Source organism: Pseudomonas sp. ANT_H12B (assembly GCF_008369325.1).
Taxonomy (GTDB): Bacteria; Pseudomonadota; Gammaproteobacteria; order Pseudomonadales; family Pseudomonadaceae; genus Aquipseudomonas.
In genome coordinates this window covers 231,607-246,965 of record NZ_VOBI01000004.1, presented here as the reverse complement: position 1 = coordinate 246,965, position 15,359 = coordinate 231,607, and the positions used below count along the sequence as shown (strand labels likewise).

The 15,359-nt window shown below is 60.4% G+C and carries 12 protein-coding genes and 3 tRNA genes; all 15 read left to right on the top strand.

Annotated features, from left to right (window positions below):
- Window positions 1-20: 20 nt before the first annotated feature.
- The 15 genes from asd to FQ185_RS08680 all read left to right on the top strand — a co-directional run bounded on the left by asd (window position 21) and on the right by FQ185_RS08680 (window position 15,001).
- Window positions 21-1,133 carry an aspartate-semialdehyde dehydrogenase gene (gene asd / locus FQ185_RS08750; RefSeq protein ID WP_149417082.1) on the top strand — a complete coding sequence of 371 codons (1,113 nt, stop codon included), beginning with the start codon at window positions 21-23 and terminating at the stop codon, window positions 1,131-1,133.
- Between the two features lie 269 nt (window positions 1,134-1,402).
- Window positions 1,403-2,413, top strand: coding sequence for an aspartate-semialdehyde dehydrogenase (locus FQ185_RS08745; protein WP_149417081.1), 1,011 nt, complete (start codon window positions 1,403-1,405; stop codon window positions 2,411-2,413).
- 208 nt (window positions 2,414-2,621) lie between these two features.
- Complete coding sequence (locus FQ185_RS08740; protein ID WP_149417080.1) at window positions 2,622-5,324, top strand: FimV/HubP family polar landmark protein; 2,703 nt, start codon at window positions 2,622-2,624, stop codon at window positions 5,322-5,324.
- Window positions 5,325-5,582: 258 nt separating this feature from the next.
- Window positions 5,583-6,437 (top strand): tRNA pseudouridine(38-40) synthase TruA, encoded by an 855-nt coding sequence (gene truA, locus FQ185_RS08735; RefSeq protein WP_149417079.1) that lies wholly within the window; start codon window positions 5,583-5,585, stop codon window positions 6,435-6,437.
- A 63-nt stretch (window positions 6,438-6,500) separates the two neighbouring features.
- Window positions 6,501-7,124 carry a phosphoribosylanthranilate isomerase gene (locus tag FQ185_RS08730; RefSeq protein ID WP_149417078.1) on the top strand — a complete coding sequence of 208 codons (624 nt, stop codon included), beginning with the start codon at window positions 6,501-6,503 and terminating at the stop codon, window positions 7,122-7,124.
- A 208-nt stretch (window positions 7,125-7,332) separates the two neighbouring features.
- On the top strand, window positions 7,333-8,253 hold the full coding sequence (gene accD / locus FQ185_RS08725; RefSeq protein ID WP_149417077.1) for an acetyl-CoA carboxylase, carboxyltransferase subunit beta: 921 nt from the start codon (window positions 7,333-7,335) through the stop codon (window positions 8,251-8,253).
- Window positions 8,250-9,557 (top strand): bifunctional tetrahydrofolate synthase/dihydrofolate synthase, encoded by a 1,308-nt coding sequence (gene folC, locus FQ185_RS08720; RefSeq protein ID WP_149417076.1) that lies wholly within the window; start codon window positions 8,250-8,252, stop codon window positions 9,555-9,557. The genes accD and folC overlap by 4 nt, the downstream gene beginning before the upstream one ends.
- The gene (locus FQ185_RS08715) at window positions 9,541-10,212 is read left to right on the top strand and encodes an SPOR domain-containing protein (protein WP_149417075.1); all 672 of its coding nucleotides are present in this window, start codon (window positions 9,541-9,543) and stop codon (window positions 10,210-10,212) included. Before folC ends, FQ185_RS08715 begins: the two co-directional genes overlap by 17 nt.
- Window positions 10,213-10,310: 98 nt before the next feature.
- Window positions 10,311-10,871, top strand: a complete 561-nt coding sequence (locus tag FQ185_RS08710) for a CvpA family protein (protein WP_149417074.1) — start codon at window positions 10,311-10,313, stop codon at window positions 10,869-10,871.
- 41 nt (window positions 10,872-10,912) lie between these two features.
- Window positions 10,913-12,418: an amidophosphoribosyltransferase gene (purF, locus tag FQ185_RS08705; RefSeq protein WP_149417073.1), complete on the top strand. Its 1,506-nt coding sequence runs from the start codon at window positions 10,913-10,915 to the stop codon at window positions 12,416-12,418.
- Between the two features lie 64 nt (window positions 12,419-12,482).
- Window positions 12,483-13,694, top strand: a complete 1,212-nt coding sequence (locus FQ185_RS08700) for an O-succinylhomoserine sulfhydrylase (RefSeq protein WP_149417072.1) — start codon at window positions 12,483-12,485, stop codon at window positions 13,692-13,694.
- On the top strand, window positions 13,691-14,467 hold the full coding sequence (locus tag FQ185_RS08695) for an SDR family oxidoreductase (protein ID WP_149417071.1): 777 nt from the start codon (window positions 13,691-13,693) through the stop codon (window positions 14,465-14,467). The genes FQ185_RS08700 and FQ185_RS08695 overlap by 4 nt, the downstream gene beginning before the upstream one ends.
- Window positions 14,468-14,625: 158 nt before the next feature.
- A tRNA-Val gene (locus FQ185_RS08690) sits at window positions 14,626-14,701 on the top strand.
- 54 nt (window positions 14,702-14,755) lie between these two features.
- Window positions 14,756-14,832: transfer RNA gene (locus FQ185_RS08685), tRNA-Asp, on the top strand.
- Window positions 14,833-14,924: 92 nt separating this feature from the next.
- Window positions 14,925-15,001 (top strand) — tRNA-Asp (locus FQ185_RS08680).
- Window positions 15,002-15,359 lie beyond the last annotated feature (358 nt).

Sequence of the window (15,359 nt, the reverse complement as noted above, 5' to 3'; positions counted from 1 at the left end):
TTAAAGAAGGTGTAGTTGCGATGAAACGTGTAGGTCTGATCGGTTGGCGCGGTATGGTCGGTTCCGTGCTCATGCAGCGGATGCTGGAAGAGCAGGATTTCGATCTTATTGAGCCGGTGTTTTTCACCACTTCCAATGTCGGTGGCCAAGGCCCGTCCGTGGGCAAGGACATTGCTCCGCTCAAGGACGCTTACAGCATTGAAGAGCTGAAAACCCTCGACGTGATTCTGACCTGCCAGGGTGGCGACTACACCAGCGAAGTTTTCCCGAAACTGCGCGAAGCCGGCTGGCAGGGTTACTGGATCGACGCCGCTTCCAGCCTGCGCATGCAGGACGACGCGGTGATCGTGCTGGACCCGGTGAACCGCAAGGTCATCGACCAGCAGCTCGACGCGGGCACCAAGAACTACATCGGCGGCAACTGCACTGTCAGCCTGATGCTGATGGGGCTGGGTGGTCTGTTCGAAGCCGGTCTGGTCGAGTGGATGAGCGCCATGACCTATCAGGCGGCCTCCGGTGCCGGCGCGCAGAACATGCGTGAACTGATCAAGCAGATGGGCGCGACCCACGCTGCTGTCGCCGATCAACTGGCCGACCCGGCCAGCGCCATCCTCGAAATCGACCGCCGTGTGGCCGAAGCCATGCGCAGCGACGCGTACCCGACCGAAAACTTCGGCGTACCGCTGGCCGGCAGCCTGATCCCGTGGATCGACAAGGAACTGCCGAACGGCCAGAGCCGCGAAGAGTGGAAAGCCCAGGCCGAGACCAACAAGATCCTCGGTCGCTTCAAGAGCCCGATCCCGGTGGATGGCATCTGCGTGCGCATCGGCGCCATGCGTTGCCACAGCCAGGCGCTGACCATCAAGCTGAACAAAGACGTGCCGATCGCCGACATCGAAGGGCTGATCAGCCAGCACAACCCTTGGGTCAAGCTGGTGCCGAACAACCGCGAAGCCAGCATCCAGGAACTGAGCCCGACGAAAGTCACCGGCACCCTGAACGTACCGGTTGGCCGTCTGCGCAAGCTCAACATGGGCACGCAGTACGTCGGCGCGTTCACTGTCGGCGACCAACTGCTGTGGGGCGCGGCCGAACCGTTGCGTCGCATGCTGCGGATTCTGCTTGAGCGTTGATCGATTGAAGTAATGAACGAACCCGTGCCTTGAAAGAGGTGCGGGTTTTTTTATTCCCGGCAGTCTGTGGCTTCTTGGGTGTCTGATCGGCCGTCATCGCGAGCAAGCCCGCTCCCACAAGGTTTGTGTCGTACGAAGAATCTGGGGGCAACACTAAACCTGTGGGGGCGGGCTTGCCCGCGATGAGGCCGGTACAGACGCCACATAATTGCCTGTGCGCCAACCACCCGGTAAAGTGCCGCTCCCCCCGTTTCGCCAGAGGTAGAACCATGAGCCAGTCCTTTGATATTGCCGTGATCGGCGCCACCGGTACTGTCGGCGAAACGCTCGTGCAGATTCTTGAAGAGCGCGACTTCCCGGTCGGCAATCTGCACCTGCTGGCCAGCAGCGAATCGGCCGGGCATTCGGTGCCGTTTCGCGGCAAGAACGTACGGGTGCGGGAAGTCGATGAGTTCGATTTCAGCAAAGTGCAGTTGGTGTTCTTCGCTGCCGGCCCGGCGGTGACCCTGAGTTTCGCGTCGCGTGCCACGGCGGCCGGTTGCTCGCTGATCGACTTGTCCGGCGCCTTGCCGGCTGATCAGGCACCACAAGTCGTGCCTGAAGCCAATGCGCAGGTGCTGACCGGTCTGAAAAAACCGTTCCAGGTCAGCAGCCCAAGCCCGTCAGCCACCACGCTGGCGGTGGTACTGGCGCCGCTGCTCGGTTTGCTCGACCTGCAACGCATCAACCTGACCGCCAGCCTGGCGGTGTCTGCCCAGGGCCGCGAAGCCGTGACCGAGCTGGCCCGGCAAACCGCCGAGCTGCTGAATGTGCGTCCGTTGGAGCCGACATTCTTTGATCGGCAGATGGCCTTCAACCTGTTGGCGCAGGTCGGCAAGCCGGATGAGCAAGGTCATACGTTGTTGGAAAAACGTCTGGTGCGTGAAGTGCGACAGGTCATGGCGCTGCCTTTATTAAAGATTTCCGTCACTTGCATTCAAGCCCCGGTGTTTTTTGGCGATAGCTTTAGCGTGACCTTGCAGTCCGCGAGTGACATCGATCTGGCGAAAGTCAACGCCGCCCTGGAAGACGCTCCCGGTATAGAGCTGGTAGAAGCAGGTGATTACCCGACGCCGGTAGGCGATGCGGTAGGGCAGGACGTGGTCTACGTTGGTCGGGTTCGCCATGGTATCGACGACCTGTCGGAACTTAATTTGTGGCTGACGTCAGATAACGTACGCAAGGGTGCCGCGCTCAATGCTGTGCAGGTGGCTGAATTGTTGATAAAAGACCTGCTGTAAAAGATACTTGGCAACAATTTTTCGAATCAATCCAGTCAGGCGCTATGCTTGGCCGGACTGCTGATGGCGGGCCACCCTGCGGGGCTTTCCGGGGCATGAATGAAACGATCGCGCGCGACGACTCTTCGCCGCCGCGCGCAATGCCTTACGGCAGCGACTTTCAACACCTTCTCGCTGGCCGAGGAATGTTCAAACAAAGGATGAGGCTATGGTTCAAGTTCGCAAACTGGTGTTAGCAATAGCGGCCGCCTCGGCGCTGTCCTCCGGTATGGCGCATGCCCTCGGGCTCGGGGAACTGACCCTGAAGTCGACGCTGAACCAGCCCCTGGTGGCAGAAATCGAGTTGCTCGACGTCAAGGGCCTCACCGCTGCCGAAGTGGTGCCGAGCCTGGCTTCGCCCGAAGATTTCGCCAAGGCCGGTGTCGATCGCCAGGCGTTTCTCAATGACCTGACCTTTACCCCGGTGCTCAACGCCAGCGGCAAAAGCATCCTGCGGGTGACGTCCAGCAAACCCCTCTCCGAACCGATGGTGAAATTCCTGGTTCAAGTGATGTGGCCCAACGGTCGTCTGTTGCGCGATTACAGCGTGCTGCTCGATCCGTCCAAATTCTCGCCGCAGACCGCTGACGCGGCTGCGCAGCCTGCGCCGACTCAAACCGTCACTGCGCCAGTGACCGGCGCGACCAAACCGACCCAGTACACCACCACGCCGCGCGATACCCTATGGGAAATCGCTGCGAAGGCGCGCAATGGCGGCTCGGTTCAACAAACCATGCTGGCCATCCAGGCACTGAACCCGGATGCCTTTATCGACGGCAACATCAACCGATTGAAAACCGGTCAGGTGCTGCGTCTGCCGGATCAGGCCCAGAGCACCAACCTGCCGCAACCTAAAGCCATTGCCGAAGTGCACGCGCAGAACACGGCGTGGCGTCAGGGGCGTCGCTATGTCGCCAAGCCTGGCTCCGGGCAGCAGCAACTTGATGCCACCAACCGCGCTCGTGGTGAGGGCCCGTCGTCGCAAGCGGCTACGGACAAGCTGAGCCTGGTCTCTGCCGAGTCCGGCAAGGCCGGTGGCAAAGGCGCCGCCGGTGATGCCAAGAATTTGAGCAACAAGCTGGCCGTGACCCAGGAAAGCCTCGACACGACCCGTCGTGACAACGCCGAACTGAAAAGCCGCATGACTGATCTGCAAAGTCAGCTGGACAAGCTGCAGCGTCTGATCGAGTTGAAGAACAATCAATTGGCCAAGTTGCAGGCTGAAGGTGCTGCGGGTGCCCCGGCTGCTACTGCTACTACTCCGGCGATATCGGCGGAATTGGCAGCCAATCCTGCTGCAACGCCTGCACCTGAGGCTGCTGCGCCAGAGGCAACTCCGGCTCCGGTCGAGAAACCAGTCGAACCAACGCCTGCGGTCTCGGACGATCAGAAATTCAACGAACTGCTGACCAATCCGGTGCTGCTGGGTCTGGTCGGCGGCGGTGCGGTGGTTCTGCTGCTCTTGTTGTTGTTGCTGGCCCGTCGTCGCAAAGCCCAGCAAGAAGCCGAGAAGCATCTGCGCATGGCTCGTGCCTTGTCTGAGGAGCAGGAGTTTTCCGTTGACCACGACCTGCCAGAAAACAGCTTCGAAGGTCTGGAAGTACCGTCGCCGAGCGTGAAGCTCGCGACCGCGCCAACGCCTGCTCCAGCCCCGGCGCCCGCTCCGGTAATCGCTCCGGTCGTGGTAACGCCGCCGATCGCTGCGCCTCTGGTATCGCCTGCTGCCGAACGCGATGCCGACGTGTTGAGCAAGGCGCAGTCGCACATCACTGCCGGTCGTCTGAATCAGGCGGCCGCATTGCTCGAAGATGGCATCAAGCAAGAGCCGCAGCGCAGTGACCTGCGCCTCAAGCTGATGGAAGTCTACGGTCAGCAGGGCGACCGTGATGCGTTCGTCGCCCAGGAGCGTCAGCTGGTGGCCAACGGTGACAACTTCTCCCAGGTCGAGAAACTGAAAAGCCGCTTCCCGGCCATGGCCATTGCTGCTGCCGGCGGTATCGCTGCCGCTGCCATCGCCGCCGAGCTGGACGCGCAATACGTCAAGGACCTGTTGCTGGATGAGCCTGAAGCGCCTGCACCGGCATTGACTGATGACGACTTCGACAGCGCCTTCGATTTGAGTCTGGATGATCTGGAAACCGTTCCACCGGCGGTGGCTGCACCAGAACCAGAGACCGTGGCAGAGCTGGAAGACTTCCCGCTGGACGATGATCTGAGTCTGGATGATCTGGAAGCTGCTTCTCCGGCGCTGGTTGCTGCACCCGAGCCTGAGACTGCGGCCGAGCTGGAAGACTTCCCGCTGGACGACGACTTGAGCTTCGAGTCGGTGTTGCAGCAGCAAACCGAAATCAAGGAAAACCTCGACGACCTCTCGGACTTCGATCTGGACATGGACCTCGGTGGCAATGCCTCTCCAGCGACCCTGGCCGAAGACGATTTCCTGTTGAGCCTCGATGACGACGTCAAGGACTTGCCTGTCGCTGATGCGCCGGTCGTCCCGGAAGTTGTACTGGATGATCTGGAGCTGCCGGCCGATTTCGACCTGTCGCTGGCCGATGAAATGGATGCCCCTGAAGCTCCGGACGCGTTTGCAGCCGAACTGGAAGACGTCAACGCCGAGCTGGATCGTCTGTCCCAGAGCATTGGTGAGCCGACCTTCACCGCGGAAGACGCTATGGCCTCCGCGGCTGACGAGCCGGAATTCGACTTCCTTTCCGGCACCGACGAAGTCGCGACCAAACTCGATCTGGCGCAGGCCTACATTGACATGGGCGACGCCGACGGCGCCCGGGACATCCTCAACGAAGTGGTGACCGAGGGTGACGACGGTCAGAAGAGCGAAGCCAAGGACATGCTTTCGCGTCTGGCTTGATTGATCGGTAAGGCGTAAACAAAGCGGCAGCCCATCGAGGCTGCCGTTTTTGTTTCAAGTCCACGACAGATCGTTCCCACGCTCCTGCGTGGGAATGCATCCCGTGACGCTCTGCGTCACCTCCACAAGCGGAACGCGGAGCGTCCCTGAAGTCATTTCCACGCAGAGCGTGGGAACGATCAACCGCTGTTGCACTGGCGTCCCGGTCCAGCAGCCTTATAATGCCCGCCTTTGCGTACATCAGCAGGCTGTCACTCCTTGGCAAATATAGATAATCCGGCCGCCGAACTGGCGGCCGACGGCTTTTTCCGGATCGCGTTGGGCGTTGAATATAAAGGCTCGCGTTACCGCGGCTGGCAACGCCAGGCCTCCGGCGTGCTCACCGTGCAGGAAACCCTCGAAAAGGCCTTGTCCAAAGTCGCCGACTCGCCCGTGTCGCTGCTCTGCGCCGGGCGTACCGATGCCGGCGTGCATGCCTGCGGCCAGGTGGTGCATTTCGATACTCAGGTCGAGCGCTCGATGAAAGCCTGGGTCATGGGCGCCAATATCAACTTGCCCCACGACGTCAGTGTCAGCTGGGCCAAGGTCATGCCGGCGCATTTTCATGCGCGGTTCAAGGCGATCGCCAGGCGCTATCGCTACGTGATCTACAACGATCAGATCCGTCCGGCGCACCTGAACGAAGAAATTACCTGGAACCACCGTCCGCTCGACGTCGAGCGCATGGCCGAGGCGGCGCAGTATCTGGTCGGCACCCATGACTTCAGTGCGTTCCGCGCTGGGCAGTGCCAGGCCAAGTCGCCGATCAAGGAGCTGCATCACCTGCGCGTCACGCGCCACGGCAAGATGATCGTGCTGGACATCCGCGCCAGTGCATTTCTGCACCACATGGTGCGCAATATCGCCGGCGTGCTGATGACCATTGGTGCTGGCGAGCGCCCGGTGGAGTGGATGAAAGAAGTGCTGGAGAGCCGCATTCGCCGTTCCGGTGGGGTGACGGCGCATCCGTATGGCCTGTACCTGGTGCAGGTCGAGTACCGCGACGAGTTCCAACTGCCCGAGCGTTACATCGGCCCACACTTCCTGACCGGCTTCTCGGAACTTGACGGCTGACGCCCTCGAACGCTTTTGTTACCATCCGGGACTTTCTCGGAATTACCTTGGGGTTCTATCGACATGTCGGCCGTTCGCAGCAAGATTTGTGGGATTACCCGCATAGAAGATGCGTTGGCAGCGGTCGAAGCCGGGGCCGATGCCATCGGGTTTGTGTTCTACGCCAAAAGCCCGCGGGCCGTGACGTTTCAGCAGGCGCGCTCGATCATCAAGGCGCTGCCGCCGTTCGTGACCACCGTGGGTTTGTTCGTCAATGCCAGCCGCTGCGAACTGGGGGAAATCCTCGATGCCGTGCCGCTGGACCTGTTGCAGTTCCATGGTGACGAAAGCGCGGCTGACTGCGAAGGCTGGCACCGGCCGTACATCAAGGCGCTGCGGGTCAAGGCCGGAGATGACATCGCGGCCGGTTGCGACGCTTATGCCAGCGCCAGCGGTATTTTGCTCGACACCTATGTCGAAGGCGTTCCCGGCGGAACCGGCGAAGCATTCGACTGGTCACTGATACCGCAAGGCGTGAGCAAGCCGATCATCCTCGCTGGCGGTTTGACTGCGGATAACGTCGCCGAGGCAATTGCTCGGGTTCGGCCGTACGCGGTCGATGTCAGCGGTGGGGTAGAGGCGAGCAAGGGCATCAAGGATCACGCAAAGATTCAGGCATTCATTAAAGCTGTACGTAGTAGCACGTAGTTGATGTGACGGCTGGCAGACTGCCGCCGTCCCAAAATGCACTGCGCTGCACAAAGCAGGTACGGCTGAGGATTGATGGGTTGTACGCAGGTCACGCTTCACTGACCCGGCCATTCATTGATCATCGCCACACACATGAATTTAGCTCAAGGGCATACGCGGGGCTGCGAACAGAGCGTTCGGGCCGCCGGTACTGGAGAAAGAAAGCATGAGCAACTGGTTAGTAGACAAACTGATCCCTTCGATCATGCGTTCCGAGGTCAAGAAGAGCTCGGTGCCTGAAGGTCTGTGGCACAAATGCCCGTCTTGCGAGGCTGTGCTGTATCGTCCGGAGCTGGAAAAGACCCTGGACGTCTGCCCCAAGTGCAACCACCACATGCGTATCGGCGCACGCGCGCGCATCGACATTTTCCTCGACGCTGAAGGCCGTGCCGAACTGGGCGCGGACCTGGAGCCGGTTGACCGTCTGAAATTCCGCGACGGCAAGAAGTACAAGGATCGCCTGACCGCCGCGCAAAAAGCGACCGGCGAAAAAGACGCACTGATCTCCATGAGTGGCTCCCTGCTGGGCATGCCGGTTGTGGTGTCGGCTTTCGAATTCTCCTTCATGGGTGGTTCGATGGGTGCCATCGTCGGTGAGCGCTTCGTTCGCGCTGCCAACTACGCGCTGGAAAACCGTTGCCCGATGATCTGCTTCGCCGCCTCCGGTGGTGCGCGGATGCAGGAAGCCCTGATCTCGCTGATGCAAATGGCCAAGACCTCCGCGGTACTGGCGCGTCTGCGCGAAGAAGGCATTCCGTTCATCTCCGTCCTGACCGACCCGGTCTACGGTGGTGTTTCCGCCAGTCTGGCAATGCTGGGCGACGTGATTGTCGGTGAGCCGAAAGCCCTGATCGGCTTTGCCGGTCCGCGCGTGATCGAGCAAACCGTGCGTGAAAAACTGCCGGAAGGCTTCCAGCGCAGCGAATTCTTGCTGGAGCACGGTGCAATCGACATGATCATTCATCGTCAGGAACTGCGTCCGCGTCTGGGCAACCTGCTGGCACAAATGATGGGCCTGCCGACGCCGAAATTCATCGCCGCACCCATCGAGCCAATCGTGGTTCCGCCGGTGCCTGCCAACATATGACCCAACGTACCCTTGGCGAGTGGCTCGCCTACCTTGAGCAGTTGCACCCTTCGGCCATCGACATGGGCCTTGAGCGCTCGCAACAGGTAGCGTCCCGCATGGGACTGGGCAAGCCGGCGCCTCGGGTGATCACGGTCACCGGCACCAACGGCAAGGGTTCTACCTGCGCATTCGTGGCTTCGTTGCTACGTGCGCAGGGCCTGAAAGTCGGTGTCTACAATTCTCCGCACCTGCTGCGTTACAACGAGCGGGTGCAGGTCAATGGCGTCGAAGCCACTGACGCCGAGCTGTGCGAAGCCTTCGTGGCGGTCGAGGCGGGCCGTGGCGACACTTCCCTGACTTATTTCGAAATGGGTACCCTGGCGGCGTTCTGGCTGTTTCAACAGGCCGGTCTCGATGCCGTGGTGCTGGAAGTCGGCCTGGGTGGACGTCTGGACACGGTCAACGTGGTGGATGCCGATATGGCGCTGGTCACCAGCATTGGCGTCGATCATGCGGACTACCTTGGCGATACCCGTGAATCTGTGGCTTACGAAAAAGCCGGCATCTTCCGCCAGGGCGCGCCTGCGCTCTGTGGCGATCTGAATCCCCCACAACCTCTGCTGGATAAGGCGCGCGAACTCAATTGCCCGTTTTTCCTGCGCGGACGCGATTTTGACCTCGGCATCACCAATCACAACTGGCAATGGCGCGGTCTTGATGTGCAAGGGCGTGTGGTTGAGCTGCATGATCTGCCGCTGCTCGATCTGCCGATGGAAAACGCTGCGCTGGCGTTGCAGGCGTACCTGTTGCTCGGTTTGCCTTGGGTGGATGCGCAAATTGTTGATGCGCTGACAGCGACGCGGGTGGTCGGTCGTCTCGATCGCCGCCAGTTCGACTGGCAGGGCAAGCGTCTGAACCTGTTGCTGGATGTGGGGCATAACCCGCACGCGGCAGAATATCTGGCTCGCCGTCTGGCCAGTCGACCGCCGGCCGGCAAGCGTCTGGCCGTGTTCGGATTGCTTTCGGACAAGGATCTGGATGGTGTTATCGGCGAATTGAATGCTAGTGTCCAGCATTGGGCGGTTGCGCCGCTGGATTCGCCGCGGGCACGCCCGGTTGCCGATTTGTACGGGGCGTTGCAGAACCTTGGTGCTTCGGTAACGTCCTATGACAGTGTGGCCGCCGCCCTGGAAGGGCAGTGCGCACTGGCGTCGAGCGACGACGAGATTCTGTTGTTCGGATCATTTTATTGTGTCGCCGAGGCCCTGGAATGGCTGGCCCGGCGCTCCACGGAGGAAGCGGCAAATGGCATTGCTGGATAAGTCATACAAACAGCGCATGGTTGGCGCCCTGGTTCTGGTGGCGTTGGCGGTGATTTTCCTGCCGATGCTGTTTTCCCGTCAGGATGAGCAGCGTCAGGTCACGGTCGAAGCCCCGGCGGCGCCGCAAGCGCCTTCAGTGCCGCAAGTTCAGGTCGAGCCGGTGGTGGTGCCTGAGCCGCAAGCCTTGCCGCAGGAACCCGTGCCTAGCGACGACGAAATCGCTCAGCAGGAAGCGCCCTCTGCGCCGATTGCGCCGAGCGCACCCGTGGCTCCGGCACCTGCCGCCAAACCGGTCACGCCGCCACCTGCGCCGGCGCCTGCGTTGGCCGCCAAACCTGCAACGGCGCCTTCCCAGCCAATCGCGGCCGCACCGGGCAAGCCGGACGCCAGCCAAAGCCGCGTCGATGCCAATGGCCTGTCGGTCAGCTGGTCGGTGCAACTGGCCAGTCTGACGAGCCGTGCGAGTGCAGAAAGCCTCCAGAAAACCCTGCGCAGTGAGGGCTATAACGCCTATATCCGCACCGCCGATGGCAAGAATCGGGTGTTTGTCGGGCCGCTGATCGAGCGGGCAGAAGCCGATCGTCTGCGTGACTTGTTGGGCCGCCAGAAGAACCTCAAGGGTTTTGTGGTGCGTTTCCAGCCTGAGCGTGGTTAAAACTATCGCCCCGATTTGAAATGCACTGAAAATCGCAGCTTACCGATAAGCACGGGCTCTGCTAAAATGCGCCGCCTTATCCGTCTGTAGGCTGCACTGTGCCATTTACCTGGGTTGACTGGGCGATCGTTGCAATCGTCGCCATCTCCGCGTTGATCAGTCTGAGCCGCGGCTTCGTCAAAGAAGCATTATCGCTGGTGACCTGGATCATCGCAGGAGTCGTCGCCTGGATGTTCGGTGGTTCATTGTCCGAGTACCTCGCCGGATACATCGAAACGCCATCGGCTCGTGTGATCACGGGCTGTGCCATCATGTTTGTCGCCACGTTAATCGTAGGCGCAATGATCAATTATCTTATCGGCGAGTTGGTTCGCGTCACCGGGCTGTCCGGGACCGATCGATTCCTCGGCATGGCCTTCGGCGCCGCGCGTGGCGTGTTGCTGGTGGTTGTGGCGGTCGGGCTGTTGAGCCTGGGGCCGGTACAGCAGGACGGGTGGTGGAAAGAGTCACAGCTCGTGCCAAAATTTCTATTGGTTGCAGACTGGTCCAAAAACCTGATCCTCGGGTGGAGCAGTCAGTGGCTTGCCAGCGGAATCAGCGTACCCGCTGATATACCGTTCAAGGAACACCTCTTGCCGATGGCCAAAACGCCTCAGTGAGTTGTGTTCAGTTCAGATCCATTAAGTAGGGGTTGCGTCGCATGTGTGGCATCGTCGGTATCGTCGGTAAGTCGAACGTCAATCAGGCGCTGTATGACGCGCTAACCGTCCTCCAGCACCGCGGCCAGGACGCTGCCGGTATCGTGACCAGCCATGATGGCCGGTTATTCCTGCGCAAGGACAATGGCCTGGTGCGTGACGTGTTCCATCAGCGTCACATGCAGCGCCTGGTCGGCCACATGGGTATTGGCCATGTGCGTTACCCGACCGCGGGCAGTTCGACCTCGGCCGAAGCTCAACCGTTTTACGTCAACTCGCCTTATGGCATCACCCTGGCGCATAACGGTAACCTGACCAACGTTGAACAGCTGGCCAAGGAGATTTACGAATCTGACCTGCGCCACGTCAACACCAATTCCGATTCGGAAGTGCTGCTCAACGTGTTCGCACACGAACTGGCCCAGCGCGGCAAGTTGCAGCCAACCGAAGAAGACGTGTTCGCTGCCGTCACTGACGTGCACAACCGTTGCGTTGGTGGTTACGCGGTCGTGGCGATGATCACCGGTTACGGCATCGTCGGTTTCCGCGACCCGCACGGCATCCGCCCGATCGTCTTTGGTCAGCGTCACACCGACGAAGGCGTCGAGTACATGATCGCCTCCGAAAGTGTTTCCCTGGATGTGCTCGGTTTCACCCTGATTCGCGACTTGGCGCCGGGCGAAGCGGTCTACATCACTGAAGACGGCAAGCTGCATACCCGTCAATGTGCGACCAACCCGTCCCTGACCCCATGCATTTTCGAACACGTCTACCTGGCGCGTCCGGACTCGATCATCGACGGCGTGTCGGTCTACAAGGCCCGTCTGCGCATGGGCGAGAAACTCGCCGAGAAGATCCTGCGCGAGCGTCCGGAGCACGACATCGACGTGGTCATCCCGATCCCGGACACCAGCCGCACGGCGGCCCTGGAACTGGCGAACCACCTGGGCGTCAAGTTCCGAGAAGGCTTCGTGAAGAACCGCTACATCGGCCGCACCTTTATCATGCCGGGCCAGGCCGCACGGAAAAAATCCGTACGCCAGAAGCTCAACGCCATCGAACTGGAATTCCGCGGCAAGAACGTGATGCTGGTCGACGACTCGATCGTTCGCGGCACCACTTGCAAGCAGATCATCCAGATGGCTCGCGAAGCCGGCGCCAAAAACGTCTACTTCTGCTCCGCGGCACCGGCCGTTCGCTACCCGAACGTCTACGGCATTGACATGCCGAGTGCCCATGAGCTGATCGCGCACAACCGTTCGACCCAGGACGTGGCCGACCTGATCGGCGCTGACTGGCTGATCTATCAGGACTTGCCTGACTTGATCGAAGCGGTTGGTGGCGGCAAGATCAAGATCGAGAAGTTCGATTGCGCGGTGTTCGACGGCGAATACGTGACCGGCGACATCGACGAGGCTTACCTGAACAAGATCGAGCAGGCACGTAATGATGCTTCCAAGGTCAAGACGCAGGCAGTCAGTGCGATCATCGATCTGTATAACAACTGAGTAACTACCGGCCCTGAGGGGCCGGTTTTGTATCTACCAAACGAGCAAGGCAAGGAGTGACAGCATGAGTCAGGATTGGGATGCCGGTCGGCTGGACAGCGACCTCGAAGGCGTAGCGTTCGATACCCTGGCCGTTCGCGCCGGTCAGCACCGTACGCCGGAAGGTGAACACGGTGATCCGATGTTCTTCACTTCCAGCTATGTATTCCGTACCGCTGCTGACGCGGCGGCGCGCTTTGCCGGGGAAGTGCCGGGCAACGTTTACTCGCGCTACACCAACCCGACCGTACGCGCGTTCGAAGAACGCATCGCTGCGCTAGAGAGCGCCGAGCAAGCCGTGGCCACGGCCACCGGCATGGCCGCGATCATGGCGGTGGTGATGAGCCTGTGCAGCGCCGGTGATCATGTACTGGTGTCACGCAGCGTGTTCGGTTCGACCATCAGCCTGTTCGAAAAGTACTTTAAGCGCTTCGGCATCGAAGTCGATTACGTGCCTTTGGCGGACTTGTCCGGCTGGGATGCGGCGATCAAGCCCAACACCAAATTGCTGTTCGTCGAATCGCCATCCAACCCATTGGCCGAGTTGGTGGACATCGCCGAGCTGTCGAAAATCGCTCACGCCAAAGGTGCGATGCTGGTGGTCGACAACTGCTTCTGCACACCTGCCTTGCAGCAGCCACTGAAGATGGGCGCGGACATCGTCGTGCACTCGGCGACCAAGTTCATCGACGGCCAGGGTCGTTGCATGGGGGGCGTTGTGGCCGGTCGCAGCGAACAGATGAAAGAAGTGGTCGGTTTCCTGCGCACCGCCGGGCCGACCCTTAGCCCGTTCAATGCCTGGATTTTTCTCAAGGGCCTGGAAACGCTGGGCCTGCGCATGAAGGCGCACTGCGCCAACGCCCAGCAACTGGCCGAATGGCTGGAGCAGCAGGACGGCATCGAGAAAGTCCATTACGCCGGCCTCAAGAGCCATCCGCAGCACGAACTGGCCCAGCGTCAGCAGAAGGGCTTCGGTGCGGTCGTGAGTTTCGAGGTCAAGGGCGGTAAAGAGGGCGCCTGGCGCTTCATCGATGCAACCCGTCTGATTTCCATCACCGCCAACCTCGGCGACACCAAGACCACCATCACACACCCGAGCACCACCTCCCATGGCCGTCTGGCGCCGCAAGAGCGTGAAGCGGCGGGCATTCGTGACAGCCTGATCCGCATCGCGGTCGGCCTGGAAGACGTGGCAGACCTGCAAGCCGATCTGGCGCGCGGGTTGGCCGCCTTGTGATCGAGTTGTCCACGCCGGGCACCGGCACCAATGGCCGCGTTGCGCTGGTCACCGGTGCTGCGCGGGGCATTGGTCTGGGTATCGCCGCCTGGTTGATCAGCGAAGGCTGGCAAGTGGTGCTTACGGATCTGGATCGAGTGCGCGGTTCGAAAGTGGCGAAGGTGCTCGGCGACAACGCCTGGTTCATCGCCATGGACGTAGCGAACGAAGGGCAGGTGGCGTTGGGCGTCGCGGAGGTGCTGGGGCAGTTTGGGCGTCTGGATGCGCTGGTGTGCAATGCGGCGGTTGCCGATCCGCACAACATCACCCTGGAGAGCCTCGATCTGGCTTACTGGAATCGGGTGTTGGCGGTGAACCTCGGTGGGCCAATGCTGCTAGCCAAGCACTGTGCGCCGTATCTGCGTGCTCACAGCGGTGCAATCGTCAATCTGGCCTCGACCCGCGCCGGGCAGTCGGAGCCTGACACAGAAGCTTACGCGGCGAGCAAGGGCGGCCTGTTGGCCCTGACTCACGCTCTGGCCATCAGCCTTGGCCCGGAAATCCGCGTCAATGCCGTCAGTCCCGGCTGGATCGATACGCGAGACCCGTCTGTTCGGCGTGCAGAGCCGCTGACCGATGCCGACCATGCCCAGCATCCGGCGGGCAGGGTAGGGACGGTCGAGGACGTAGCGGCGATGGTGGCCTGGCTGCTGTCGAAGAACGCCGGTTTTGTCACTGGCCAGGAGTTCGTGGTCGATGGCGGCATGACCAAGAAGATGATTTACAGCGAGTAGTCAGAGCCGAGGCCGCGGCAGGTGCGGCTTGAGGTTGCAGGCGGCCGTTGGTAGTCCTGCGGGAAATGACACGATTTTGTCTTTTTCAGAAAAACTTCAAGCAGGCTATTGACTTAGCTTCGGTACCTGCGTAAATTTCGCGGCCTCAGAGAAGCAAAGGGTGATTAGCTCAGCTGGGAGAGCGTCTGCCTTACAAGCAGAATGTCGGCGGTTCGATCCCGTCATCACCCACCACTTCTTGAGTCTTGCGAAAGCAGGAAGGAAGCTGTAAAAAGCCTCCACCGACGCGCAGCGGTAGTTCAGTCGGTTAGAATACCGGCCTGTCACGCCGGGGGTCGCGGGTTCGAGTCCCGTCCGCTGCGCCATATTTTCCGGGTCAGATTTACTCTGATTCGAGATTGAAAGCCTCGAAGCCTTCAATCAGACGAGTTAACTGGACGCAAGTCCAAAGCGATACGCAGCGGTAGTTCAGTCGGTTAGAATACCGGCCTGTCACGCCGGGGGTCGCGGGTTCGAGTCCCGTCCGCTGCGCCATATCTGCCTCAAGGCCCGCTGAACGCCTTGGAGCTACGAAGAAAGCTACTGGTATAGCCAGTGTCTACTTCGAGTCGATAGCAAAGACCCTGGTCGAAAGATCGGGGTTTTTTGTGTCTGCGATTTGGCTTTTCCTCTCTTTCTCTCGCAGCCTCACGTCTTTGCGTCCGCCGACCCGTGTGGATAAGCAATGAATCCTGTCTTTTTTTAATAATCCTCTCAAAACGCTCAGAGCCGTTTAGCTGCGGCTTGCGTGGCCGAAATGTCCGCCTCTCAATCACTTATTAAAGCGTTTCCTCAGTGTAAATCGCACAAAGGGCTTGGATTGGAGTCACATCACTAATTAGAATGAGTCGCA